Consider the following 24,261-nt stretch of genomic DNA (forward strand, 5'->3'; position numbering starts at 1 on the left):
GCTTGGCACGCCCGGCGGCCGGACGCGGGCGGCCCGAACCCGGGGCGCGTGGCCGGGGGTTGCCTGCCCGCCACCAAGACCGGCACGGGTGCCCCACGCTGACGCCTGGGGCGGGCAGGAGGCAGCGCCCCAGCTCGAGGTCAGGAGCGGGCGAGCTCGGGCACCCAGAGCCCCGCCGCCTGCCCGATCTCCACGACGTTCATCGTCGGCTGGAGCGGCGACGGCTTCCAACCGGTCGCCTCCTGGATAAAGCCGCCCTTGTGCACGGCCGTGGCGTTCCACCCACGGTCAACGACCGGCAGACGCAGCCAGTTCAGCCGCTCCTCGGTGTCGGCGTGCACCGGGTGCGTGTACCAGGTGAGGAAGTTCTCTCGCTTCACGCCGCCGAAGGGCTGCCCGGGAAGGTCGCGCGGGTCGTGGGTATGCGGCGCCAGCTCGAAAATCCCGTCAAGGGACGGCCTGGTCACCGTCCACACGATGGGAATCTCACCCACCCGGAAGTGCTCGGGCCACCGCTCGTGGTAGCTGTTGGCGTCCTTCGCCCACAACCGCCACAACTCCCCGGCGCTGATCTCCTCGGGAAGGTAGTCATCGGTGATGGAGCTGTTGGCCGGCTCCGCATACAGGGCCAGCTCTTCGGTCTGCTCGTGCCCGGCGCGGCCCTTGAAGAACCAGCGGGTGCCAGGCGGGTAAGGCTGCACGGTCTGCATGCCGGAATCCTGCCAAGATGTTGACGCCGCGGGAGGTCGTTTCAGACAACCGCACCGGCATTGGACGCTACGACTCGGCGGGCGGCCCTTCGGGCCCGTCAGACCGAGGCGCGGCGGGTCCCGCACGGGGTACCCGTCGGCGTCTCGTCGGCCGGGACATACGACACGTCGACCAGGGTGCCGTCCTCGTCGTAGATCAGCAGGTCCAGGCCACCGTCCTCGGCTGGCACCTCCACCAGGAGCAGCGGCGGTGCCTCCAGAGCCTCCAGACGGGCCGTCAGGACGTTGCGGGCTATCTCGCCGTTGCCGGGGATATACGCCCACGGTAGAAGCAGGCGTACGGGGCGCGGCAGGAGTTTCCGGGGGAGCTCCAGGGGCGGGAGGGGTGCCGACGGGCAGGGCATGCGCGCCTGTGCCTCCTCTACACGACAGGCGGCGACTGGGGAGGTAGCGGCTGCTGCTGCGGCTGTTGGACCTGGGCAGCGGCGTTGCTGGCGATCCGTCCTGCGAGCGATACGGCCCGCATATCCTCCGGGTCGCTGCGCCGCAGGACGAAGACCTTGACGAGAGCCAGCAGGCTGGGACCACACAGGAGTGCGGACAGCCACCCGTTCGTCGGGGCCACGTACACGCCGCTTCCGAGCATGGCCAGCGCGATGACCCCTCCCACGACCAGCTCAACGGTGTGCCGCCGGTCCGCCCGCTCCCGCTGACGGTCCTCGTGCTGCCGCTGCTCTGCCTCGCGCTGCAACTCAAGGACCAGCATCCGCTCACGATGCTCCCGGCGCAGCTCCGGCTCCATAGCGCGCAGCGCAGCTCCCAGTTGCTCGGCCCCAAGATCTCGCCACTGCATGGCGATGCGGGCGCCCGCCGACAGGACGGTCTCATCCCCGGAAGGCTGCCCGGCAGGCAACTGTGCCTCACTACTCACCGCGCTGATCCTCCGTCACCGCTCGACACGGGAGCGAGGTCCCCCCCGTTTGCTCCCAGAGGTGGTGGGCCGAGACGTACGAGCAACCGCGCCAGGGTGAGATTGATAGTGTCGGCCGTGTCCATCGCGACCAGTTGCTCATCATCCGTGGACAGGGGACCTGTCTCGTCCGGGGGGAGGTCCGCGCCCTCGTCTGCCGCTCGCCGGGCCGCTTTCTGGGCGGCGGCGCGCGCCTGTACGGCCTCGATCCACACCTTCCGAGTCCATGGCCAAGAGGAGGCGCCTAGGGGGAGATGGGCGGCCTCGGCATCTGATCCCCAGGCCGCTTCCTGCATGCGCTCGCGCCATGCCCGGCGTAGGGCCTGCGCCAGCAGGGCCGCGTCTTCCGCCCTCGGGCGATCCCCGTCCTCGTCTGCCGCACGCCGGGCCGCGTCCTCGGCGGCCTCCTCGGCGGCCTCCTCGATCTCGTATTCATCCTCGTTCACGAGCGGGAAGGGTTCGTAAACCCACAGGTCGTAGGGCGATGACTCCTCCCCGGCCCGTTGGGTGATCACGTCGGTATCCCTTGGCAAGTCAAAGTTGAACGCTATGTGACGGCCGACTTCAGCTCTGGGGGAGTTGCCTTCGTTGGCGGTTTCGCCTTCGGGGGCGTGGTCGCGGACCTGTCGGACCGATAGTTTCCGCCTCCTGGCTGCGGACAACTCCCTCAGCCCAAAGGCCATTCCGAGCACTGCGCTGACGAGCGGCAGTATCTGCTCTAGAAAGTCCAACACGGTGTCCCCCCGGGCCGAGACGAGCGGCACAGCCACGATAGCCGTGACAGAGGTGAGAAGTCAGGGATTCGTGACCGGCGGCGCCGGCGGGTAGGGCGTGTACGCCTGCGCCGCCCGGGCACTGCATCGGCACTTCCGCCGACACCCGCCTGTGCCCGCTCGGAACCCTGCACACGCCACCAGCCTGGCGTGATCGAATTCCGTGGCTGACCTGAGCGTTCGCCCCCACAGGACCACTCGGTGACGTGGCCTATCATGCTCCGCCGACCAGAACGGAAGCACACGTTCCGCCAGGGGGCGACCTTGCTTGACCTCATCCACCTCGCCCTGCTCGGGCTGGCCGGCTACCGCGGCACACAGCTCGCCGTCCACGACACCCTCCTTGATCCGGCCTGTGACCGGGTCTTCGCGTGGCACGAACGCCGCCAGGACTAAGAGGTCGTAACAGTCGTGTGACAGCCCGGCCGTAGATCATGGGCGCCAGCCTCTGGGGCACAGGGCGAATCGCTGTCGCCGCACCATCCGATCAGTCTCCACCGCATCTTGCTCGCCACGGACTTACTGAGCTCGTCGGCGAGTCAGAGCGGCACAGTCACCGGGTACGAGGGGAACTGACGGTGAACGGGGCAGCTTCGGTACCTGTGCCCTCCGACGCGCTCAAGGCCAACGGCGGACACGTCATCATTTCCTTCGGCGGAGCCGCCGGCGGCGAACTCGCCCAGACCTGCACCTCCGTCTCCGACCTGACCGCCGCCTACGCCAACATCGTCAACACCTACGGCGTCACCCGGCTTGACTTCGACATCGAAGGCGCGACCCTCGACGACACGGCCGCCAACACCCGCCGCAACCAGGCGCTCGCCGCGCTTCAGGCACAAAACCCGTCGGTCCAGGTGGACTACACGCTCGCAGTCGCCCCCGACGGCCTGCGCTCCGCGCAGACCCAAGTCCTCCAGGACGCCAAGAACAACGGGGTCAACGTCAGCACCGTCAACCTCATGACGATGGACTTCGGCGACGGACACAACGCGTTCGCCGACGCCGAATCGGCCGCACAGGCCACCGCCCTGCAACCCGCCACCATCTACGGCGTTTCCACCCCGCAGGCGTACCGGATGATGGCCTGACGCCGATCGCCGGCAAGAACGACGACGACGAAAACTTCTCTCAGTCCGACGCGGCCACGCTGGAGAACTTCGCCGCCTCCAACCGAGTCCAGGAACCGTCCTTCTGGGAGGTCGGCGGGTACGACAAGGCCACCGGCTACGCCTACTCCAATATCTTCAACCAGATCAGCACCACCGAGTGTCTCTCGAGACCCCTTGAGCCGGCGCGATGCGCCGGCTCAGGGGGTTGGTTGCGAGGTCCGCGGTGGTCCGGGAGGGGAGGGCGCCGGGGGAATGCCGTCGCACCTGTGGCAAGCTCGCGCCACGTGGATTGCACTTTCTGCCGACTCATCGAAGAAGACTCCGCGCGCTGGGTGGCGTATGAGACCGAGGCCTGCGCGTTCCTGCCGCTGGATCCGTTGGCGCCCGGACATGCTCTGGTTGTTCCCACACAGCACTACGCGGATGTCTTCGACACCCCACGCGACGTCCTCGCCGCGACGGTTGCGCTGGTCCAGCGTGTGTCCGGTGCTATGAGGGCAGCCCTGGACGCCTCAGGCGTGAACATCCTGAGCGCCAGCGGCCCGGCATCCGAACAGTCGGTGCCGCACCTTCACTTCCATGTCGTGCCGCGGTGGGCGGACGACGGGATCTCGACATGGCCGGCAGGGCGATCCGCGCATCAAGTGGCCGGCGACCCCGGCACGAGGCTTGCCGAGTACCTCGCTGGAGGGCAGCATCACGGAAGGTGAGCCAGAATCGCAACTGATGAACAGAGGCAGCCCGCGCGGCTCGAGCTGCGTGACGTAGTCCATGACCCCGCGGACCTTCGCCAACAAGCTGGGGCCGGCGCTGGCGCCTGGGGACTGCCCGGCGAGACGCCCAGCAGCTCGGTGGCACCCGTCCCCGCTGCAGGCTGACGTCGCGTGACGGGAGGGGGTGTGGCGGACCTGTGGGTCTGCGCGCGAGTTCCGTAGTCGCCCGACCGGCCGTTGGTCACCCCCGTCCGCCGAGAAATTCGAGGATGTGACCGAAGACGTCGAAGGCGGCGCCCCGGCCCAGGAACGTGTCCAGGTGGCCGTACCCGGGGATCTCGGTGTAGGACACGTCCAACTGGGGCTGGCGATGGGCGAGTACGTCGTGGCAGAGTCGCTGGGAGTCCAGCCACAAGCCGTTCTCGCTGCCCGCGAGCAGCAGCACGGGGGTGTCGATACGGTCGGCCGCGTCCAGCGCGTTGGGCGGCAGGGCACGGTAGCGGTGATCGGTTTCGTGCCAGCGGACCACGCTGCGGGCCAGCTCGATGCGGCGCAGGTGGGGCAGGATCCACAGCGGCGCGGGGCCGAGGAGGTCAGCGAGGCGGGCGTGGGTGGTCTCGGAGAGGTTCTCGTGCACGAAGAGCGAGGCGCCCGTGCCCCAGGCGGAGTTGTGCAGGATCTGACAGGTCGGGTCCGGGCAGCTCGCCTTCCGTGACGCCAGTGCGAACAGCGGGGTGTACTTCGACCACAGGCCCACCTTGCGGAAGTCGACCGGGATGTGGTCGATCCGCGTCTTCAGCAGCTCCCCCGCCAGCGACATACGCAGCGATGTGCGGCCGGCGAGCTTGGGCGTCAGGAACACACCCTGGGACACCACACCGGCGAGGCCCGGCACCAGGCCCGCCGCCATGCTCAGGGACAGCGTGAGCGAGCCGATGCAGTGGGCGACCACGAACAGCGGGCGGTCGCCCGTGCGCTCGCGTACGTGCCTGACGGCCGCCGGGATGTCGTACAGGGCCACGTCGTCGTACGTGTACCTCTGGCCGGTCTCGTTGTACGGCAGCCGGCAGCTGCCCCGCCAGTCGAGCAGCCAGGGCTCGTAGCCGTCGTCCAGGAGGACGTCGACCAGGTTGCGGGTCTCCGGCAGCAGGAACATGTCGGCCGACGCGGTGTGTCCGTGCAGGAGCAGCACGGCGGGGCGGTCCGTGGCGCCGGTGTGGATGCGGGTCAGGCCGAGGCGGACGCCGTCGTCCGCCCGGAAGGGGATCTCCTCGACGCGGGCCGGGTCGAGGCCGTGGTGCAGCGGGCGCAGGGCCGCGGTGGTCCTGACCCGGGGCAGCGCCGGCCGACTGGTGCGGGAGGTGGTCGTCCTGAAGATCATCGGTGGTGCTCCGTGGGGGTCGGGGTGCGGCGCAGGTCGAGCAGGTCCGCGGCGGCGCGGGCAAAGGGGCCGAGCAGGCCACGGCCCATCTCCAGGCCGAACCAGGCGAGCCAGGTCAGCTTGGCGGCCCGCTTCTCCTGGCTGGTCAGGCGCGGGTCGACCTGGATGCCGTCGATCTGGTCGCGGACGTAGGAGTCCGCGGGCACGACGACCTCGCCCGCCAGGCTCGCCGCCTCGCCCTCGCGGCCGATCCGCACGGTCAGCGCGCGGGTCTGCCGCCACAGGTCGCGGCGGGCCCGGGCGTACTTGTGGCCCTCCAGCCACCAGTGGCCGCCGTCGGTGTCGCGCAACCACAGCCGGTACCGCAGAAGTTGGTGCCTGAGCCCGTGCTGCTGCGGTATCCCCTCCTCGGGGCGGATCCATATGTCGCCGCGCTCGACGGTCAGCGGCTCGGGATGTACGGCGGTGCAGACGACCTCGCCGGTCACGTCCACCCGGCGCTCCTTCACCAGCTGGTACATGCTCGCGATGGAGAGGGTGAGCGCCATGGAGCAAGGGCTGGCGGCGGGGGCGCCGACCGGTCCCACTCTGCCCTCTGTCGTCTCCGGGAACCACAGGTAGGGCTGGTCGTCCGGGTGCGGCAGCCTGGCGAGACCGTCCTGGGCGAGCCGCTCGAAGGTCCTCAGCTGGGCCTGCGCGTCGTAGCGGGCCGCGGGTGGCAGCCCGAGCGCCTCGACCAGCGCGGCGGTGCGTGCGCCCTTGGCCGCCGGGCCCTTCAGGGTCGCCTCGCACAGCTTGAGAGCGGTGGGGCTCTGCAGCACGCGCGTGAGGAAGGCCAGTTCGGGCACGGGGTCGGCCGCCAGGCGGGCCAGGGCGTCGGTGCGCCACTCGTCCCAGTCCTGGACGCGCACGTGCATGCCTCCGAGCGCCATGTCACGGACGACGTCGTCGAGGGTGTTGGGCACGCCGGTGAGGTTGTAGTCGTAGCCCCAGGCGTCGGGCTCGCAGATCGCGGCGACGGCGACCCGGCTCACCCAGTCCACCGGGGCCGCGTTCAGGTAGCGGAAGGCGGGGACGGTGCGGAAGCGGCCGAAGGCCGAGATCAGGCCGCTGCTGAGGTCCTGCGGGTTGTAGGCGCCGGTCTTCGTGTGACCGCCGATGCCGCCGGGGCGCAGCGCGGTGACGACCAGGCCGTGGTCGCGGGCACGGCGCAGGGCGACCTCGGCGGTCCACTTCGACTGGTCGTAGCCCGAGACGAGCCGGTCGACGTGGGCGAGGGGGTCGTCATCGCCCATGGCGGTGATGCCGACCTCGTTGAAGACGGCGATCGAGGAGATGTGGTGCAGCGGCTTGGGCCGACCGGTGGCCGCGAGTTCGGCGAGGGTGAGCGCGCCGAGGACGTTGCTCGCCCGCAGCGACTGGTAGCCGCGCAGGAAGTCCACGGCAGCGGCCACACCCACGACGCTGTCCAGTTCGTGGGCCAGCGTGTGCCACAGTTCGTCGGGTAGGGCGAGCCGCGGCCGCCGGATGTCGCCGGACAGCACGGTCACCCGGCGCCGCACCTCCGACGACCAGGGCAGCCGGTAACTCTTCAGTGCCTCGCCGAGCCGGGCGACGGCCGCCTCCTCGTCGGCCGCGCGCACCAGGCAATAGACATGTGCGTCGCTGTGCCGGAGCAGATCGAGCAGCATGTGGCTGCCGAGAAAGCCGGTGGCGCCGGTCAGCAGGATCCGGCGGGGCGGCAGCGGCTCGGGCACGTCGGCGAACGGCAGGCGGTCGGCCAGGGCCAGATCGGCGAGGATCTGGTCGAGGTCCTCGCGACGGGCCCTGGCATACCGTTCGTCGCCACTGCCGACACGGGGGCGGAGCACCGGTGGGGTGTGCGGAGCGTGGGCCGGAGCGCTCGCCGCGGAGAGCGGAAGCGCGCCGGGGGCCGGAGCCGCGGCAGCGCCCGCGCCGGAAGGCGGCAACGTACCGGCGGCCTGAACCGCGACAGCACCCGCAGCGGCAAGCACCGGCGGGCCGGCGGCCGATACCGCAGCAGCACCCGCGTCGGAAACCGTCGGCGCGCCAGAGGCCAAGGCCACAGCAGCGCCCCCAGCAGACGGCGGCAACACGCCAGGCAACGGGTCCGCGACAGCCCCCGCACCGGAAACCGCCGGCGCGCCAGAGGCCGGGACCACGACAGCGCCCGCGCCGGAAGGCGGCAGCGTGCCGGCGGCCGGAACCGGCGGAGCGCCCTGGGCTGTGGGCGCCGGGGTGGCCGCGTGCGCGGCCGGCGCGGCGGCCTCGCTCGGCGCTTCGGTCCCGGTTGTCTCCATCCAGCGCCGCGCGAGGCTGATCGGACGGGCGTCGGCGAACACCTCGTCCAGATCGAACGCGATGCCCAGCTCGCTCTCCAGCTCGGCGACCAGCTCCACGGCGTGCACGGACGTGCCCCCCGCGTCGAAGAAGTCGGCGTCGGGCGACAGGTGTCCCGCGGGCAGGTAGCGGCCCGCCGCAGCGGCGATAGCCGCGGCCACGTCGTCCACGTCCCGGATGGGCAGGGCGGGGGCGGCACCGGAGTCCGCGCCGGGGGCGGCCTGCATCACTCTGGCCAGCAGGTCGTCCACGCCGAGCCCGCCGCCACCGCGCTCGATCGCCTCGGCGGTCGCCCGCTGCCCGGAGTCCTGCGTCACGTCACGCATGAAAGCCTTTCCACGATGTGCCCGTCCTTTTCCGTTGCTTTCCGGCCAGGTCCTTGCTTCCGGTGAAGTCCTCACCTGCTCCCGACGTCCTCACTTCCGCTCCCAGGACCGGAACGCCCTGAGGTGGTCCGGTGCGACCACGGCCTCCAGACGCTCGTCGTCCTGGTCACCGCCGCCGAGCGCAGCCACCAGTCGCCGTGCCGGCACGTTGCGCTCCGTGCGCTCCGCCGTCAGCCGGACCTTCGCGCAGCCCAGTTCCTCGGCACGGTCGGCCAGCCACTGCAACAGGCGTTCCTCGACCCCTCGGCCGAGCGCCCGACAGCTCATCAGCCAGCCCAGGACATCCAGTTGATCGCCTTCGGCACAGAGCGCGAGCAGCGCGATCTGGCCGTAGTCGCCGAACCGGTCCCGGGCCGCCGCCGTCCACACCTCGCCCCGCTGCCGCCACCGGGCGACGTCGCCGCCGTCGGCCGACCGGTGGTGCAGGGTGAACTGGTTGGTGCGGCGCACGAGTTGCTCGGCCCGCTGCACGTCCGCCTCGGACAACGCCCGGATGTCGACCTCCAGCTGAAGTTGCGCGAGGAACTCCTCGAACCCGGCTGCTTCGCGGACGGCCTCCCGCTCCCGCTCGTGTGCGTAGAACCGGGATCGCAGCGCGTCCTCGGCGGTCGCCGGCGCGGGGACCAGTGGCCACAACCGGCCGAGGAACTCCTCCAGTTCGTCCGCGGACGGGCAGGTCACCGAGAGCACCTGCGGCAGCGCGGAGCGCATCTTGGCGATCTCGGCCGGGTTGTCGTCCAGGAACAGGAAGCTGTCCAGGCCGAGGTTGAGTGTGCGTGCGGCCTCGGCCAGGCGGCGCGGCTTCGGTTCCCAGGCGGCCGACTGGACGCTGAAGTGCTCCGCCTTCAGCAGGCTGTCCGGGCGGTCCAGGACGGCCCGGACCGTGGCCTCGTCGTTGTTGCTGACGAGCGCCAGCAACGCGCCGGCCTCGCGCCACTGCAGCAGCCTGCGCGCGAACAGAGCACGCGGGCCGGTCAGGTCCACGGCCTCGGGGCCGATCTCGCCGGCGACCCCGCCCCACACGGTCTCGTCGCCGTCCACCGCGATCACCTTGGGCGCGGGGCGCAGCGCAGCGCGCACGACCTCGGCGAGCCGCAGTGCCACGGCCGCCTGGAAGGGCGGGGTGAAGGGCAGGTGGGCCAGCCGCTCGGTCCGCTCGTCGAAGAGTTCCCCGACGGGATGGCGCCGGGTCCACTCGTCGGGGCCGAGCACGGCGATGCCGGGCAGGCCGTCCAGGTCGGCGGCGACCTCGCGCTCCCACTGCCGCAGGCGGTCCTCCTGACGGGCGGCGGGCAGGAAACCGACGATCAGCGGCTTGCCGGTGCGTTCGGACAGGGCCTTCAGCGCGGCCGGGTAGGCGGCGCGCAGCTCGGCGAGCAGCGCGTCGTCGACCGGGCCGAAGCGCTCCAGGTCCACCGCCCGCAGCAACACCGCACCCACCGCCGTCGAGGGGTCGGCGAAGACGCCCGAGGGGTCCTGGAGGCTCGCGAGCACGTGGTGGTACGGCGCCTCGGTGATCGCCGGCGCGCCGTCCCCGGTCCCGTCCTCGACGGCCGCCGCGCACATCAGCGGGAGGTTGCCGAGGGCGAAGGTGGCGGCGAGGGCCAGGGACCGGCGAGACGCGGGCGCCATACCGGCGGGAGCCCGGGTGCCGGTGCGGGCCGGCACCGCCGGGTTCTCGGCCGTCTCCGCGAGCAGCTTCAGGAACTCCTCGCCCAGCTCGGCGGTGGTCGCGGCGTCCAGGATGTCCAGGTTGTGGTCGAGCCGGATGCGTGCCGCGTCCGGGGTCATGGTGATCATGAGGTCGAGATCCGAGTAGCCGGTGCCGGCCGGCAGCACCTCCAGCTGGGCGAGGCGGCGCGAGGAGCGTACGTAGTTGAAGTAGACCTCGACGAGCGGTGCGTTCTCCCGGTGCAGGCCCTGCCGGGCCAGGGTGGCCAGGACGTCGGAGAACATGGCGCCCTTGGCCAGGAGGTGCTGCAGGCGCGCGTCGGTGCGGTGCAGCGCCTCGGCGACCCGTTCGCCCGCGCGGGCCTCGGCCGGGAACGGCACCGGCACGCCGAAGAAGCCCACCGCGTCGTACGCGTCGGCGTGGATGCGGGTGTCCACGGGCACGGCGAGCACGAACCGCTCCCGTTGCCGCTTTCTTGCCAGCAGCACCGTCAGCGTGCCGAGGCAGAAGGCGGCGGGAGTGACGGCCAGCCTGCTCGCGGCCGCCGTAACCCGTTCCATCAGCCCGTCGGGAATCGTCACGGTCACGCTGCCGGCCCGGTACGACCGGGTCGCCGGGCGCGGCCGGGCCAGCTCCAGGTCGAGCCGTTCGCTGCCGTGGAAGTGCTCGCGCCACTCGGCGCCCGCGCCCTCACCGCCCTGCTGGGCCGCGATCAGCAGGGCGACGTCGCGGTTGGTGGCGGTGGCGTCGAGTGGGGTGCCGGACAGTTCCGCGTCGATCTCGCCGGCCACGAGCAGCAGCGACTGCAGGTCGCTGACCGTGTGGTGGGCGCCGAACACCAGGATCTGGCCGTGTGCACCGCCGTCCAGCAGCTCGAACCGCCACAGTGGTGTCCTCGCCAGGTCGAACGGCGGCTCCAGCAGGGCGCGCAGGCGCTCGGCGGCGTCGGGGGGGCCGTCGACGACCGTGAAGCGCAGCACCTGCTCCGCCGGCTCCCGGTCCACGCGCAGCTGCCGGACGCCATCCTCCCCGGTGACGATGGCGGTGCGCAGGGCCGCGTGTCGCGCGACGAGTCGGGTGAGGATGCCGGCGAGCGTCTCCGGGGTGGTCGGCACGGTCAGCCGTACGGCGAGGCCGATGCCGTGTGCCGCGTCCGGCATGTCCGGCCGGGCGCTGCGCAGCAGTCGTACGACGTCGCGCGTCGCGGGCCGCCGTTCGGTCTCCGGGACCTCATCCGCGAGTTCGCCGGACTCCTCCTGCGCCACCGCGCCCCGCTCCGGAAGGCCCTCGGCCAGGGCCCGGGCGAGGCCGCGGATGTCGGAGGCCGCGAACACGTCAGCGGCCGGGATCTCCACGCCCAGTTCGCGGACGAAGGCGTTGCGCAGGCGCACCAGCATCAGGGAGTCGAGGCCCAGTTCTTTCAGGGCCGTGCTCGCCGACACGTCGACCACTCCCCCGGAGACCTCGCCGACCCGGGCCCGGACGTACGCCTCCAGCCAGGTGGCCCGGTCCTGGTCGGTCGTCGCCGCGAACACCTTCTTGACGAGGTCGTCCGAGGCGGCCGTGCCCGGCGGGACGGTGACCAGGTCGCCCAGGATCGGGCGGGTGCGCACGGCGTCGGGGACGAGCGTGAGCATGTCCCGGTCCAGGGCGATCGGCGCGAGCTGGCGGCGGGCGGTGTCCAGCACCCGCTCGAACAGCTCGCCGCCCTCCTGCGGAGAGAAGGCGACCAGGCCCGAGCGGCTGGTCTCGGCGGCCCGGGTGCCGGACCCGGCGACCATGCCGACACCGGCCCAGGCACCCCAGTCCAGGCTCAGCGCCCGGCGGTCGGAGCGGGAGAGGTGGTGTGCCCAGGCGTCGAGGAAGGCGTTCGCCGCCGCGTACGGGCTCTGCCCGGCCGACCCGAGAAGCCCGGCCGCGGAGGCGAACAGGACCAGGTTCCGGGCCTCCGGGATCAGCTCGGTGAGGAGAGCGGTGCCCAGGACCTTCGGGGCGAGGACGCGCAGGACGCGTTCGTCGGTCAGGTTCGCCACCGTGGCGTCGTCGAGCACACCGGCCGCGTGCACGACCGTGGCGATCGGGCCGCAGGCGTGCCGCACGGCGTCCAGGGCGGCCGTGAGACTCCCCCGGTCGGCGACGTCGGCGCGGGCCAAGTGGACGGTGACTCCCCGCGCTTCGAGACCCGTGATCCAGGTCCTGGCCTCCGCGTCGGGCGTGCCCCGGCTCATGAGGGCCAGTCGGCGGGCCCCGCGGCGGACCAGCCGCTCGGCGACGACGCGGCCGAGGCCGCCCAGACCGCCGGTGATCAGGTGCACACCGTCCACGGAGGTCTCACCGTGACCGCCGTCGTCCGGGCGGGTGTGGGCCAGGCGCGGCACCAGGCGGCCGGTGTCGCGCAGGGCGACGAGGCGTTCGTCGTCGGTGTGCCTGAGCTGGGTCCACAGGGCGTCGACGCCGTCGGTGGGCGGCAGGTCGATCAGCGTGGTCGACAGCTCCGGGTACTCCTGCGCCACCGTGAGCCCGAAGCCCCAGGCGAGCGCCTGCTGCGGGTTGGTCACCGAGGTGCTGTCACCGGCGGCCTGGCTGCCGCGTACGACCACGAACAGGCGCGGAGCCCGGCCCTGCGGATGGGACGCGAGGGCGCGCACCAGGTGCAGGGTGGTCAGGCAGCACAGCCGCGCCGCCTGCTCGGCGGATCCGGCGTCGCCGATCGCCGGGGCGTCGAGGGCGGTCAGCTGGACCACCTGCTCGGGCTGTCCGCCCGCGAAGGCCTCCTCCAGCAGCCGGGAAAGGTGGTCGGGATCGGCCGGATCGAGGACGTAGCGTCCCGGTCCCTCGACGGCGAAGGTGCTGCCCCTGCGGGCGACCACGTGCGGCACCGAGGTGCCGAGCCGCTCGCCGAGCGCGTCCGCCACCCCCGTGTCGTCGGCCAGGATCAGCCAGCAGCCCTTCACCGGCGGTTCCTGCGCCACCGGGCGCGGGTGCCAGCGGGTCTCGAGGAGGGCGCCGTCCAGCGGCGAGAGCGCGGCCAGCCGGAACCCCTCCATCTCCAGGACGAGTTGCCCGTCCTCGTCCCAGATCCTGAGGTCCAGGGTGGCCATGTCGCCGGATACGGAGCGCAGTTCGCAGCCGGCCCAGGCGGGCGTGGTGCGCAGGCCGGTGAACCGCAGCCGTCCCGCCCCGGCGGGCACGAACGCCCGGCCCTCGGGCGCGTCCCCGGGCAAGGCGGCGGTGTGGAACGCGGCGTCGAGGACCGCGGGGTGCAGCAGGTGACCTGCGGCGGCCCTGGCGGCCAGTCGGCCCAGTCCCGTCGAGTTCCCGCGGCGGCCCTGTTCCAGGCCCCGGAAGGCGGGGCCGTAGTCGATGCCGAGGGCGGTCAGCCCGGCGTACACCGCTGGCAGGTCCACGTCCTGCGTGCACCGCTCGCGCATGGTGGCGAGCGGCACCTCGTCGAACCACACGTCGTCGGGTCGGACGCCGTCGGGTCGCACGTCGGCCGGGGGCTGCTCGCCGGACACCGCGACGCGTCCGCTGACATGACGCTCCCACCGCGGGCGCCGCTCACCGGCGGCAGCGGAGGCGACGGTGAAGGACCGGAAGCCGTCCCGGGCGGGCCGCAGCACCAGCTGCACCCGTACGGGCCGTTCGGGATCCATCCGCAACGGCTGCGCGAACTCGATGTCGCTCACGTGGACTTGGCGCCCGTCCTGCACCGCGGAGGCGGCCTCCAGCACCATGTCGAGGAAGGCAGCGGCGGGCAGCCAGACCTCGCCGTCCACCCGGTGGTCGTTCAGATAGGCGAAGCGGCTGTCCCGCAGGTCGATGTCGCTCTGGAAGAGATGCCGGTCGGGCTCGTCGCTGGACTGGACGTGCGTGCCGAGGACCGGTGAGGAGCCCGTGGCGGCGGCCGGGGCGGGCGTGAGCCAGTGGCGTTCGCGGGCGAAGGCGTACGTCGGAAGATCGACGCGGCGGCCATGGGGGAACAGCGCCCGCCAGTCGGGGGTGTGCCCCGCGACGTACAACTCGCCGACTCCGCGGAGCAGGGCGTCGGGTCCGTCCTGCTGACGGAGCAGCGAGCCGACGCCGGCCACGTCGATCCCGGCTTCGGCCGCCACCGCCTCGATGGCGGACAGCAGAGAGGGGTGCGGGCTGAGTTCGACGAAGTAGCGGTAGCCGTCGTCCAGCATCCGCCGGACGGTGTCGGCGAAACGGACGGGCTGCCTGAGGTTGTCGTACCAGTAGTCGGCGTCCAGCCGGTCGCCGGAGACGGGTTCGGCCAGCACCGTCGAGTACAGCGGGGTCGACGCCTGTGCGCCCCGGATACCGGAGAAGCGGTCGAGCAACTCCGTGCGCAGAGGTTCCATCAGCGGGGTGTGCGAGGCGAACGGCGTCGACAGCCGTCGTACGGTGATCCCCTGCTCCTCGAGCCGGCGGCGCAGCTCTGCCAGTGCGTCGGCGGCGCCGGAGACGGCCGTGGAGCCCGCGCTGTTGGCCGCGGCGACGAACAGCCGGTCCGCGTAGGGGGCGAGCAGTTCCTCGACCTGCGCCCGCGGCAGTTCCACCGCGACCATGCCGCCCTGCCCGACCAGCGGGACGACGGCCTGGGCCCGCCCGGTCACCACGGCCACGGCGTCGTCCAGACCGAGGGCGCCCACGCTGTAGGCGGCGGCGATCTCGCCCAGGCTGTGTCCGACCACGGCGTCCGGGGCCACTCCGAGCTGCCGCCATGCGGCGGCCAGCGCCGCGTTGACGGCGAACAGCACCGGCTGCAGGCACTCGGTCCGGTGGAGCGGGGAGAACTCCTCCGGTGCCCGCAGCGCGTTGAGCACCGACCAGCCGACGTGCCGCTGGACCGCCTCGTCGATCCGGGTCAGCTCCTCGCGGAACGCCTCCGAGCCGGCCAGCAACTCCAGGCCCATGCCCGGCCATTGGCCGCCGTGCCCGGAGAAGACGAAGGCCACCTTGCCCGTCTCCTCCTCGCGCGGCGTGGCCGGCTGCGCCCGTCCGCTGCCCAACGCATCGAGCTCGGCGCGCAGTTCGTCCACGTCGCCCGCCGTGACCGCCGCCCGCCAGGGGAAGTGGCTGCGGTGCCGGGCCAGGGTGTGGGCGACGTCCGGCAGCGCGGTGTGACCGGTCAGGTGCCGGGCCAGCCGTGCGGCCTGTCCGCGCAGCGCGGCCTCGCTCCGCCCGGACAGCACGAACAGCCGCTTGCCGGAAAGAGGTTCACCTGCGAGGCCGGGCTCCGGCGCGGACGGCGGGGCCTCCTCCACGATCACATGGGCGTTGGTCCCGCTGATCCCGAAGGCGCTGACGCCGGCCCGCCGGACGCGCTCCCCCGCCGCCGGCCAGGGCACGGCTTCCTGCAGCAGGTGCAGGCCGCTGCCGTCCCACTCGATGTGCCGGCTGGGTGTGCCGGCGTGCAGGGTGGCCGGCAGCATCTGGTGGCGCAGCGACTGCACCACCTTGATCAGTCCGGCGATGCCCGAGGCGGCCTGAGTGTGCCCGAGGTTGGACTTGAGCGAGCCCAGGTGCAGCGGGCGGTGCCGGGGGCGGGAGGCACCGAAGACCTGCGCCAGGGCGTTGGCCTCGATCGGGTCGCCCAGCGTCGTGCCCGTGCCGTGCGCCTCCACGTAGTCGATGTCGGCGGGTTCGAGGCCGGACAGCTCCAGGGCCCGCCGGATCACCTGTTCCTGCGCCGGGCCGTTGGGCGCGGACAGGCCCTGGCTGCGGCCGTCCTGGTTGACGGCCGTGCCGCGCAGCACCGCCAGCACCTCGTCGCCGTCCCGCTGCGCGTCGCTCAGCCGCTTCAGGACGAGCATGCCGGCGCCCTCGGCCCAGACGGCGCCGTCGGCGTCGTCGGAGAAGGAGCGGCAGCGGCCGGTCGGGGACAGGCCCCGCAGCCGGCTGAACTCCACGAAGGTCTGGGGGGTCACCATGAGTGTCACACCGCCGGCCAGCGCCAGGTCGCACTCGCCCGACCGCAGTGCCTGCGCCGCCAGGTGCACCGCAACGAGCGACGACGAGCACGCCGTGTCCACCGTCAGCGCCGGGCCGTGCAGGCCGAGCGCGTACGCCAGCCGGCCCGAGGCCACGCTGAGCGCCGACCCGGTGCCGACGTACCCGTCCAGCTGGTCGAGCCGGGAGCCCGACAGGTAGTCGCTGCCGAACATGCCGACGTACACGCCTGTGGTGCTGCCCGCCAGTTCGGCGGGGACGATCCCGGCGCGCTCCAGCGCCTCCCACGCGGTCTCCAGCAGCAGCCGCTGCTGCGGGTCCATGGCGGCGGCCTCCTTCGGGGTGATGCCGAAGAAGCCCGCGTCGAAGGACTCGATGTCGTCCAGGAAGCCGCCTTCCCGGGCGTACGACTTGCCCGGCGCCTCCGGGTCGGGGTCGTACAGCGACTCGACGTCCCAGCGCCCGGCCGGGAACGGGCCGACCGCGTCACGGCCCTCGGCGACCAGCCGCCACATCTCCTCCGGGTCGCCGACGCCGCCCGGCAGGCGGCAGGCCATGGCCACCAGGGCGACCAGCTCGTCGTGCGCCGCGGTGCGGGTGTGCGGCGCGGCGGGCGCGGGACGGCGGGCGGCGGGCCCGCTCGTCGCGATCACGGTGGCCAGCAGGTGCCCGGCGAGGCGGGCCGGGGTGGGGTGGTCGAACAGCAGGGTGGCCGGGAGGCGGCTGCCGAGGCGGGCACCGATGCGGTTACGGAGCTCCACCGCCGTCACCGAGTCCATGCCGAGGTCGCGCAGCGGCTGGTCGGGCCGGACGGACTCCGCCGAGCGCAGACCGAGGGCGCGGGAGGCCTCCTCGCGGACCAGGGCCAGGACGCGGTCGGCGCGCTCGGCCTCCGGCAGCCGGCCCAGCCGGTCCGCCAGGCCGTCCGCGCCGTCCTGCCCGGTGCGGGGCGCGGGCAGCAGGGAGCGCCACAGCGCGGCCGCACCGCCGCTCGCGCCGACCATGGTCTCGCGCAGGCGGGACAGGTCAAGCGCCCAGGCGACCAGGTGCGGGGCGTCCCGGCGCAGCGCGAGTTCGACGAGGTCGCGGCCCTGTTCCGGAGTCAGGGCGCGGTGACCGAGGCGGGCCATCCGCGCCAGGTCGGCGTGTTCGGCGGCGAGGCCCTCGCCCGCCCAGGCGCCGAAGGAGATCGACACCGCGGGCAGCCCCAGGGCGCGGCGGTGGTGGGCCAGTTGGTCGAGGAAGGCGTTGGCGGCGGCGTAGTTGGCCTGGCCCGCGTTGCCGACGACACCGGCGGCGGAGGAGACCAGCAGGAACAGGTCGAGCGGTGAGTTCGCGGTGAGCCGGTGCAGGTGGGCGGCGCCGTCCACCTTGGGGCTGAGCACCCGCGCGAGGCGTTCGGGGGTCAGCTCGGCGGCCACGCCATCGTCCAGGACGCCGGCGCAGTGCACGACGCCGCGGAGTTCGCCGGCGACGGAACCGACGATGTCGGCCAGGGCAGCGGCGTCGGCGACGTCGCACGCGGCCACCTCGACCGCGGCGCCGAGCGCTGTGAGTTCCGCGGTGACCTCGGCGGTGCGCGGGTCGTCGGCTCCGCGCCGGGACGTCAGCAGCAGGCGGGGCACGCCCTGTTCGGCGAGGAGCCGGGCGATGTGGCGTCCGACGGCGCCGAGGCCTCCGGTGATCAGTACGGTGCCGTCGACGGGTGTCCGTGCGCGGGGTGAGTCGGCGGTGCGGGCGCGCACGAGCCGGGGCACGAGCAAGGTGCCCGCGCGCCCGGCGAGTTCGGGCTCGTCCCGGTGCGCGACGGCGGCGAGCAGGGCAGCCATGGGATCGGTGTCGTCGAGGTCGAGCAGTGTCAGCCCGAGGTCCGGATGCTCGGCACGGGCGCTGCGGGCCAGACCCCACAGCGTGGACAGGCCGAGGCCCGGCACGGTGTCCCGCTCGTCGGCCGCGACCGCGCCGCGGGTCACCCAGATGGTCCGGGCGGGTGGCTCCGCCTGTGCGGCGAGTGTCTGCAGTTCGGCCAGCGCGGCCTCCGGCGTCTCCCGTGCGGTGGCGGCCGGTTCGGCGTCCTCGGCCGGTTGTGGCCAGAACCGGAGGAGCACCTCGCCACCCGTGTCGCGGCACTGGATCCCAGCGGCTTCGAGGCCGCGCAGGGCCGCGGCGACGTCGGGGTCGGACGGGTCGCCGACGACGGTCCAGTCACCGGTCGGTGCCTGGACGGGCGGTTCGGGTGCGGCCGTCCAGGCCACCTCGTACAGGTGCCGCCCGTTGCCCGAACCGCCAGCGAGATCCGCCGGGCTCGCGGCCCGCAGCCGTACCCCCTCCAGTCGGCCCACGGGGAAGCCGTCGGCGTCCCACAGCGTCACGTCCAGCGTGGGATCCGTGCCGGCGGCGCCGGTGCGGCGCAGGGACACGGTGAGGTCGTCGGCGCCGCCGTGCGACAGCGCGGCGCGGCCCACGGCGACCGGAAGGAGCACCCGGCCGTCGGAGGCGGCGCCCCCTTCGAGGGCCGCGGCCACGTGCAGCGCGGCGTCCAGCAGCGCCGGGTGGACCGGGTAGGGGTCGGCCAGGTCGTGGGCCACGGACGGCAGCGACAGCCGGGCCAGCAGCTCGCCGGCGCCGGTCACCACCGCTTCTCGTACGCCCTGGAAGGCCGGGCCGTAGCCGAGGCCGAGCCCGGTCAGCCGCTCGTAGGTGTCCGGGCCCCAGGCGGGCTCCGCCGCCCGAGGCCACACCGGCGGCCGCCCCGCCACCGGGGCCGCCCCGGCCGCCGAGGCGGTGGCGTGCAGGGTCCAGCCGGTGGCCTCCTGGCCGCGCGGGCGGCTGTGCACGGTGACCTCCGGCGCCGGGCCGGCGGTGACCACCTCGACGGACACCTCCACCGTGCCGGACGCGGGCAGCACGAGGGGTGCGAGCAACAGCAGGTCGGTCACGTCGGCCGGGTCGTCCGGGCGGGCCACGGCGAGGGCGGCCCGGCACAGCTCGAGCAGGGTCGTGCCGGAGACCACGGTCCGGCCGAACACGGTGTGGTCGGACAGCCAGTCGGCGGTGGCCGGGGACCACTCGTTGCGGAAGGTCCAGCGGGTCTCGTCGGCCGACTGCAACTGGACGCCGAGCAACGGATGCGCGGCGCGGTCGAACAGGCCGGGGCCGATCGAGGCGGACTCCGGTTCAATCCAGTGGCGCCAGGTGTCCCAGGCGTAGGTCGGCAGGTCCGCCCGGACGGTGTCGGCGACCAGGCGCCGCCAGTCCAACGGCCGTCCGTGGACGTGCAGTTCGGCGGCGGCGCGGTCCAGGCAGGCGGCCCCGTCCTCGTCGCGGCGGAGGGAGCCGACGGCGACCAGTTCGTGGCCGGATTCCTCGCCGATCGTGTGGAGAGCGGTGAGCAGGGACGGATGCGTGCCGAGTTCGACGAAGTGGCGGTAGCCGTCGGCCGCCATACGCTCCACCGCGGGCCCGAAACGGACGGGTTCGCGCAGGTTGGTGTACCAGTAGTCGGCCTCCAGCTCCTCGGTGACCGGCTCTGCGGTGACGGTGGAGTACCAGACGACCGACGTGGGGTACGTGGTCACGCCGTCGAGCTCGTCGAGGATCGTCGCGCGGACCGGCTCGACCCGGGCGCTGTGGGAGGCGTAGTCGACGTCGAGGCGACGGACGAAGACCTGTTCCCGGTCGAGGTCGGCGAGCAGCCCCTCCAGCGGCTCCACGTAACCGGCGATCACGGTCGCCCGGCCACTGTTCACGGCGGCGACCGAGACCCGGCCGCCGAGACTCTCGAGGCGGGTGACGACCTCGGCATGCGGCAGGGCGACGACGGCCATGGCGCCGGTGCCGGACAGCTCGGTCAGGGCGCGGCTGCGCAGGGCGACCACCGCGGCCGCGTCGTTGAGGCTGAGCGCGCCGGCGACGCAGGCCGCGGCCACTTCGCCCTGGCTGTGCCCGATCACGGCGTCCGGCCGGACGCCACGGGCCCGCCACACCGCGGCCAGGGACACCATCACCGCGAAGAGCACCGGCTGGACGACGTCCACGCGGTCCAGGGACGGGGCTCCCGCCTCACCGCGCAGAACCGCCACCGCGGACCAGACGGTGAACGGTCGCAGGGCGGCGTCGCAGCGATCGAGTTCGTCGGCGAACACGGGATCGCGTTCGAGCAGGTCACGTGCCATGCCGGCCCACTGGGCGCCCTGGCCGGGGAAGACGAAGGCCACCTTGCCCGCGGGCAGCGTCCGCCGGGGGCCAGCGGTCGGCCCGGGATCGGGCCGGCCCTCCGCGAGGGCACGCAGCGCGGTCAGCAGTTCGTCCCGGCCGGCCGCCTGGACGACGGCACGGTGCTCGAAGTGGGTGCGGTGGTGGGCCAGCGTCGCGGCCACGGCGGGCAGGGGCAACTCCGGCCGGGCAACGAGGTGTGCGTGAAGGCGAGCGGCCTGGCCCTGGAGCGCGGGGAGCGTGCGGGCGGAGAGCGGGAAGAGGGTCGGGCCGGGCAGCTCCGCCTCCGCCCCGGCCGGTGCGACGGCGTCCTGCGGTGCCTCCTCCAGCACGACGTGCGCGTTGGTGCCGCTGATGCCGAACGCGCTCACCCCGGCCCGCCGCACGCGGTCGCCGCCGCGCGGCCACGCCCGGGCGCTGCCGTGCACGGCCAGGCCGCTGTGCGCCCAGTCGATGTGCTCCGTGAGGGTCTCGGCGTGCAGGGACGGCGGTATGAGCTCGTGCTCGAGGGCGAGCACCGTCTTGATCACGCCGCCGATGCCCGCGGCGGCCTGGGTGTGACCGATGTTGGACTTCAGCGAGCCGAGGCCGAGAGGCCGGTCGGCGGGGCGGCCCGGTCCGAAGACGGCGGCCAGTGCGCGGCCCTCGATGGGGTCGCCGAGCCGGGTGCCGGTGCCGTGCGCCTCGACGTGGTCCACGTCGTCCGGTGCGAGTCCGGCGGCGTCGAGGGCGGCGCGCAGCACCTGTTCCTGCGCCGGGCCGTTGGGGGCGCTCAGCCCCTGGCTGCGGCCGTCCTGGTTGACGGCCGAGCCCTTGACGACGGCGAGCACCCGGTCGCCGTCGCGGCGGGCGTCGGCCAGCCGCTTGAGCAGCACCACGCCGCAGCCCTCGGCCCACACCACGCCGTCCGCGTCGGCCGAGAAGGGGCTGCACCGCCCGGACGGCGACAGCCCGCGCAGCCTGCTGAACTCCACGTGTGCCCGCGGGGTCACCAGCAGGCTCGCGCCGCCCGCCAGGGCGAGGTCGCACTCCCCTGCCGCCAGCGCGCGGGCCGCCAGGTGCAGGGCGACGAGGGAGGAGGAGCAGGCGGTGTCGACGGTGACCGCGGGGCCCTGCAGACCGAGGGTGTAGGCGATGCGCCCGGAGGCCACGCTGGTCGCCGAGCCCGTGCCGACGTGCCCGTCGAGCTGGGCCAGCGAGGCGGAGGCGAGGTATCCGCTGTCGTACAGGCCGATGTAGACGCCCGTGGAGCTGCCGTGCAGGGTCTCGGGGACGATCCCGGCCTGCTCGATCGCCTCCCAGCTGCTCTGCAGCAGCAACCGCTGCTGCGGGTCCATGGCGTCGGCCTCGCGGGGCGAGATCCCGAAGAAGGCGGCGTCGAAGCGGTCGATGCCGTCGAGGAAGCCGCCGCGCAGCGTGTACGCCTTGCCGGTGGCCTCGGGGTCGGGGTCGTAGAGGCTCTGGGTGTCCCAACGGTCCGCCGGTGCCTCGGAGATGGCGTCCTCGCCGGCGGCGAGCAGCCGCCACAGCCCTTCGGGGTCGTCGGCGCCGCCGGGGAAGCGGCAGGCCATGGAGACGATGGCGATGTCGACGTCCGCCGCCCGCGGCGGAGCCTCGGCACAGGCCGGTCCGGCCGCCGGGGCGGGCGGCTCGCCGAGGACCGCGTCGGCCAGCGCGGCGATCGTGGGGTGGTCGAAGACGAGCGACGGCTCCAGTGGTCGGCCGGTCCGTGCGGAGAGTTCGGCGGCCAGCGTCACCAACTGGCGTGATCCCAGCCCGAATTCCGCGATCGGTCGGTTCGGGTCGACGGCCAGCGGGTCGAGTCCGGCGGCCTCGGCGACAGCCGACCCCAGCCAGGCCCGTACGTCCTCGGCGGTGGTGAGGGGCGTGATGGTGGACTGCTTCCGGGGCTCGTTCGCAGGCATCTGGGCAGGTGTCCTCAGCAACGGTGGTGCGGGCGGATTCCGCACGACCGCGTGCGGCAGCGGCGTACGGCTGACATCGGGGTGACGGACGGCTGAAGTCGACGGGTGAAGTCGACGGGTGAACGGCCGCGGAGGGCGGAGGTGCGGCCGGCGCGGGCGCGCGCCGGCCGCGGTGGGGTCATCCCGTGACGGGCACGTCGACCAAGGCGAGGGTGCCGTCGAGGTAGGCCGCCCGGGAGGCGCGGCGCTGGATCTTCCCGCTGGACGTCTTCGGGATGGTGCCGGGGTGGACCAGCAGCACGTCCCGCACCGACAGGCCATGGGCCTCGCCGATCGCGCTGCGCACCAAGTCGGTTATCTTCTCGGCCTCGCCGGCCGCCTCCGGTGCCGCCTCGGCCACCACGACGACCTGTTCGCCCTCCGGACCGCCGGCGTCCACGGAGAACGCGGCGGTGCAGCCGGGCCGCAGTGCCGGGTGGGACAACTCCGCGGACAGCTCCAGGTCCTGCGGGTAGTGGTTGCGCCCGTCGATGACGACGAGGTCCTTCAGGCGGCCGGTGACGAACAGTTCGCCGTCCCGCAGGAAGCCGAGGTCGCCCGTGCGCAGGAAGCGGCCCTCGCGGCCGGTCAGGGTGGCGCGGAAGGTCTCGCGGGTGGCCAGGGCGTTGCGCCAGTAGCCCTTGGCCACGCTCGCGCCGGCGACCCATATCTCGCCGACCTCGCCCTGGGGCAGTTCCTCCTGCCGCTCAGGGTCGGCGATCACCACGGTGATCCCGGTCCCGGGCCGGCCGCAGCCCACGGCGGCCGCGTCCGCCTCGCCGGCGTGCGGGCCGGTCTCGGCTGCCTCCAGCAGGGTGGGCGGGGCGTCCACCGCACCGCCGGTGACCATCAAGGTGGCCTCGGCCAGGCCGTAGCAGGGGTAGAACGCCTGTTGGCGGAAGCCGGCCGCGCGGAAGGTCTCGGTGAACCGTCGCAGCGTGGCCGCGCGCACCGGTTCGGCGCCGTTGAAGGCGACCTTCCACGCGCTCAGGTCGAGGCTGTCGACCAGGTCGGCGGTGGCGTGCTTCAGGCACAGCTCGTAGGCGAAGTTGGGGCCGCCGCTGGTGTGCGGCCGGTAACGGCTGATCGCGGTCAGCCAGCGATCGGGGCTCTGCAGGAAGTGCAGCGGCGAGAAGAGCGTGGCCGTGGCGCCCAGGTACAGCGTGTTCAGCACCGGGCCCATGAGGCCCATGTCGTGGTAGACGGGGAGCCAGCTGAGGATCAGTTCCCGGTCGTGTTCCGCGAGGGCGTCCGGGGTGTGCCCCATCCGCTCGGTGATGATCCGCTCGTTGTCCAGCAGGTTGCCGTGGGTGACCACCACACCGCGCGGGGCGGAGGTGGAGCCGGAGGTGTACTGGAGGAAGGCCACCGAGTCGGCGGTGAGGTCGGGGGCGTGCCAGGAGCCGGCCGCGTCGTCGGGAATGTCCTCCGTGGCGACGCTGGGGACCGTGTCCAGTTCGGGCAGGTGCTCGGTCCGTGTGCGCACGGCGCGGATGACTTCGCGGCCGCCGAGGATCACCTTGGCGTCGGAGTCGGCCAGCAGACGCTTCATCCGGATGAGAGCGCGGTGGTTCTGCGACCGGCCCTGCGGGGGTACGCCCGGCACGGCGACCACTCCTGCGGAGAGGCAGCCGAGAAAGGCGGAGACGAACTCCAGGCCGGGCGGATAAAGCAGCAGGGCGCGCGAGCCGGCCAGGCCGCGGTCCTGAAGCCAGGCGGCGACGGCCCGGGAGCGGTGGGCCAGCTGTCCGTAGGAGATCTCCTGGGTGTCCCCGTCGCAGTCGCCCGTGACGAGGTACCGGTAGGCGGTACGGTCGGGCTGTTGCTGGGCGTCTTCGGTCAGTAATTCGACCAGGGAACGAGCCATGTGTCCAGTCCCACCTGTCCGGGTCAGCGGGTGAGGGAACTGGAGTTCGATGGCCGCGTGATGCCCACGCGCAGAAGCCGTTGACCCGGCCCCCTTGCCAGGTCATCCGTCTCGCCACTCGCCCGGCGGCGAGATGGCCACAGGTCTCCCCGTGCCCCCACTCAGCTTGCTACCAATGAGTAACA

The 24,261-nt window shown here is 73.2% G+C and carries 11 protein-coding genes; 3 read left to right on the forward strand and 8 right to left on the reverse strand.

Annotated elements, in window-relative coordinates:
* Positions 1-140: 140 nt before the first annotated feature.
* From ACFY01_RS38630 to ACFY01_RS38645, 4 genes are all read right to left on the reverse strand, one after another.
* Complete coding sequence (locus ACFY01_RS38630; RefSeq protein WP_390740463.1) at positions 141-710, reverse strand: hypothetical protein; 570 nt, start codon at positions 708-710, stop codon at positions 141-143.
* Positions 711-808: 98 nt separating this feature from the next.
* The gene (locus ACFY01_RS38635; RefSeq protein WP_390740464.1) at positions 809-1,114 is read right to left on the reverse strand and encodes a hypothetical protein; all 306 of its coding nucleotides are present in this window, start codon (positions 1,112-1,114) and stop codon (positions 809-811) included.
* A 17-nt stretch (positions 1,115-1,131) separates the two neighbouring features.
* The gene (locus tag ACFY01_RS38640; RefSeq protein ID WP_390740465.1) at positions 1,132-1,641 is read right to left on the reverse strand and encodes a hypothetical protein; all 510 of its coding nucleotides are present in this window, start codon (positions 1,639-1,641) and stop codon (positions 1,132-1,134) included.
* Positions 1,638-2,450, reverse strand: a complete 813-nt coding sequence (locus ACFY01_RS38645) for a hypothetical protein (protein ID WP_390740466.1) — start codon at positions 2,448-2,450, stop codon at positions 1,638-1,640. The genes ACFY01_RS38640 and ACFY01_RS38645 overlap by 4 nt, the downstream gene beginning before the upstream one ends.
* Positions 2,451-2,717: 267 nt before the next feature.
* Between ACFY01_RS38645 and ACFY01_RS38650 the strand changes: the two genes are divergently transcribed.
* The 3 genes from ACFY01_RS38650 (at position 2,718) to ACFY01_RS38660 (ending at position 4,272) form a co-directional block, all read left to right on the forward strand.
* The gene (locus ACFY01_RS38650; protein ID WP_390740467.1) at positions 2,718-2,849 is read left to right on the forward strand and encodes a hypothetical protein; all 132 of its coding nucleotides are present in this window, start codon (positions 2,718-2,720) and stop codon (positions 2,847-2,849) included.
* A gap of 206 nt (positions 2,850-3,055) precedes the next feature.
* Positions 3,056-3,541, forward strand: a complete 486-nt coding sequence (locus tag ACFY01_RS38655; protein ID WP_390740468.1) for a glycosyl hydrolase family 18 protein — start codon at positions 3,056-3,058, stop codon at positions 3,539-3,541.
* A gap of 305 nt (positions 3,542-3,846) precedes the next feature.
* On the forward strand, positions 3,847-4,272 hold the full coding sequence (locus ACFY01_RS38660; RefSeq protein WP_390740545.1) for an HIT family protein: 426 nt from the start codon (positions 3,847-3,849) through the stop codon (positions 4,270-4,272).
* 244 nt (positions 4,273-4,516) lie between these two features.
* Here ACFY01_RS38660 and ACFY01_RS38665 read toward each other — a convergent pair whose 3' ends face one another.
* From ACFY01_RS38665 to ACFY01_RS38680, 4 genes are all read right to left on the reverse strand, one after another.
* Complete coding sequence (locus ACFY01_RS38665; RefSeq protein WP_390740469.1) at positions 4,517-5,656, reverse strand: alpha/beta hydrolase; 1,140 nt, start codon at positions 5,654-5,656, stop codon at positions 4,517-4,519.
* Complete coding sequence (locus ACFY01_RS38670; protein ID WP_390740470.1) at positions 5,653-8,343, reverse strand: thioester reductase domain-containing protein; 2,691 nt, start codon at positions 8,341-8,343, stop codon at positions 5,653-5,655. The genes ACFY01_RS38665 and ACFY01_RS38670 overlap by 4 nt, the downstream gene beginning before the upstream one ends.
* Positions 8,344-8,433: 90 nt before the next feature.
* Positions 8,434-22,170 (reverse strand): SDR family NAD(P)-dependent oxidoreductase, encoded by a 13,737-nt coding sequence (locus ACFY01_RS38675; RefSeq protein ID WP_390740471.1) that lies wholly within the window; start codon positions 22,168-22,170, stop codon positions 8,434-8,436.
* A gap of 178 nt (positions 22,171-22,348) precedes the next feature.
* Positions 22,349-24,076 (reverse strand): fatty acyl-AMP ligase, encoded by a 1,728-nt coding sequence (locus ACFY01_RS38680; RefSeq protein WP_390740472.1) that lies wholly within the window; start codon positions 24,074-24,076, stop codon positions 22,349-22,351.
* Between the last annotated feature and the right edge of the window lie 185 nt (positions 24,077-24,261).

This window comes from Streptomyces sp. NPDC001480 (assembly GCF_042894725.1).
Classification (GTDB): domain Bacteria; phylum Actinomycetota; class Actinomycetes; order Streptomycetales; family Streptomycetaceae; genus Streptomyces.

Excerpts from the sequence above, each read along its gene's own strand:
- ACFY01_RS38670 (WP_390740470.1), bottom strand. The coding sequence starts at position 8,343 with ATGCGTGACGTGACGCAGGACTCCGGGCAGCGGGCGACCGCCGAGGCG.
- ACFY01_RS38635 (WP_390740464.1), bottom strand. The coding sequence starts at position 1,114 with ATGCCCTGCCCGTCGGCACCCCTCCCGCCCCTGGAGCTCCCCCGGAAA.
- ACFY01_RS38680 (WP_390740472.1), bottom strand. The coding sequence starts at position 24,076 with ATGGCTCGTTCCCTGGTCGAATTACTGACCGAAGACGCCCAGCAACAG.
- ACFY01_RS38675 (WP_390740471.1), bottom strand. The coding sequence starts at position 22,170 with ATGCCTGCGAACGAGCCCCGGAAGCAGTCCACCATCACGCCCCTCACC.
- ACFY01_RS38665 (WP_390740469.1), bottom strand. The coding sequence starts at position 5,656 with ATGATCTTCAGGACGACCACCTCCCGCACCAGTCGGCCGGCGCTGCCC.
- ACFY01_RS38630 (WP_390740463.1), bottom strand. The coding sequence starts at position 710 with ATGCAGACCGTGCAGCCTTACCCGCCTGGCACCCGCTGGTTCTTCAAG.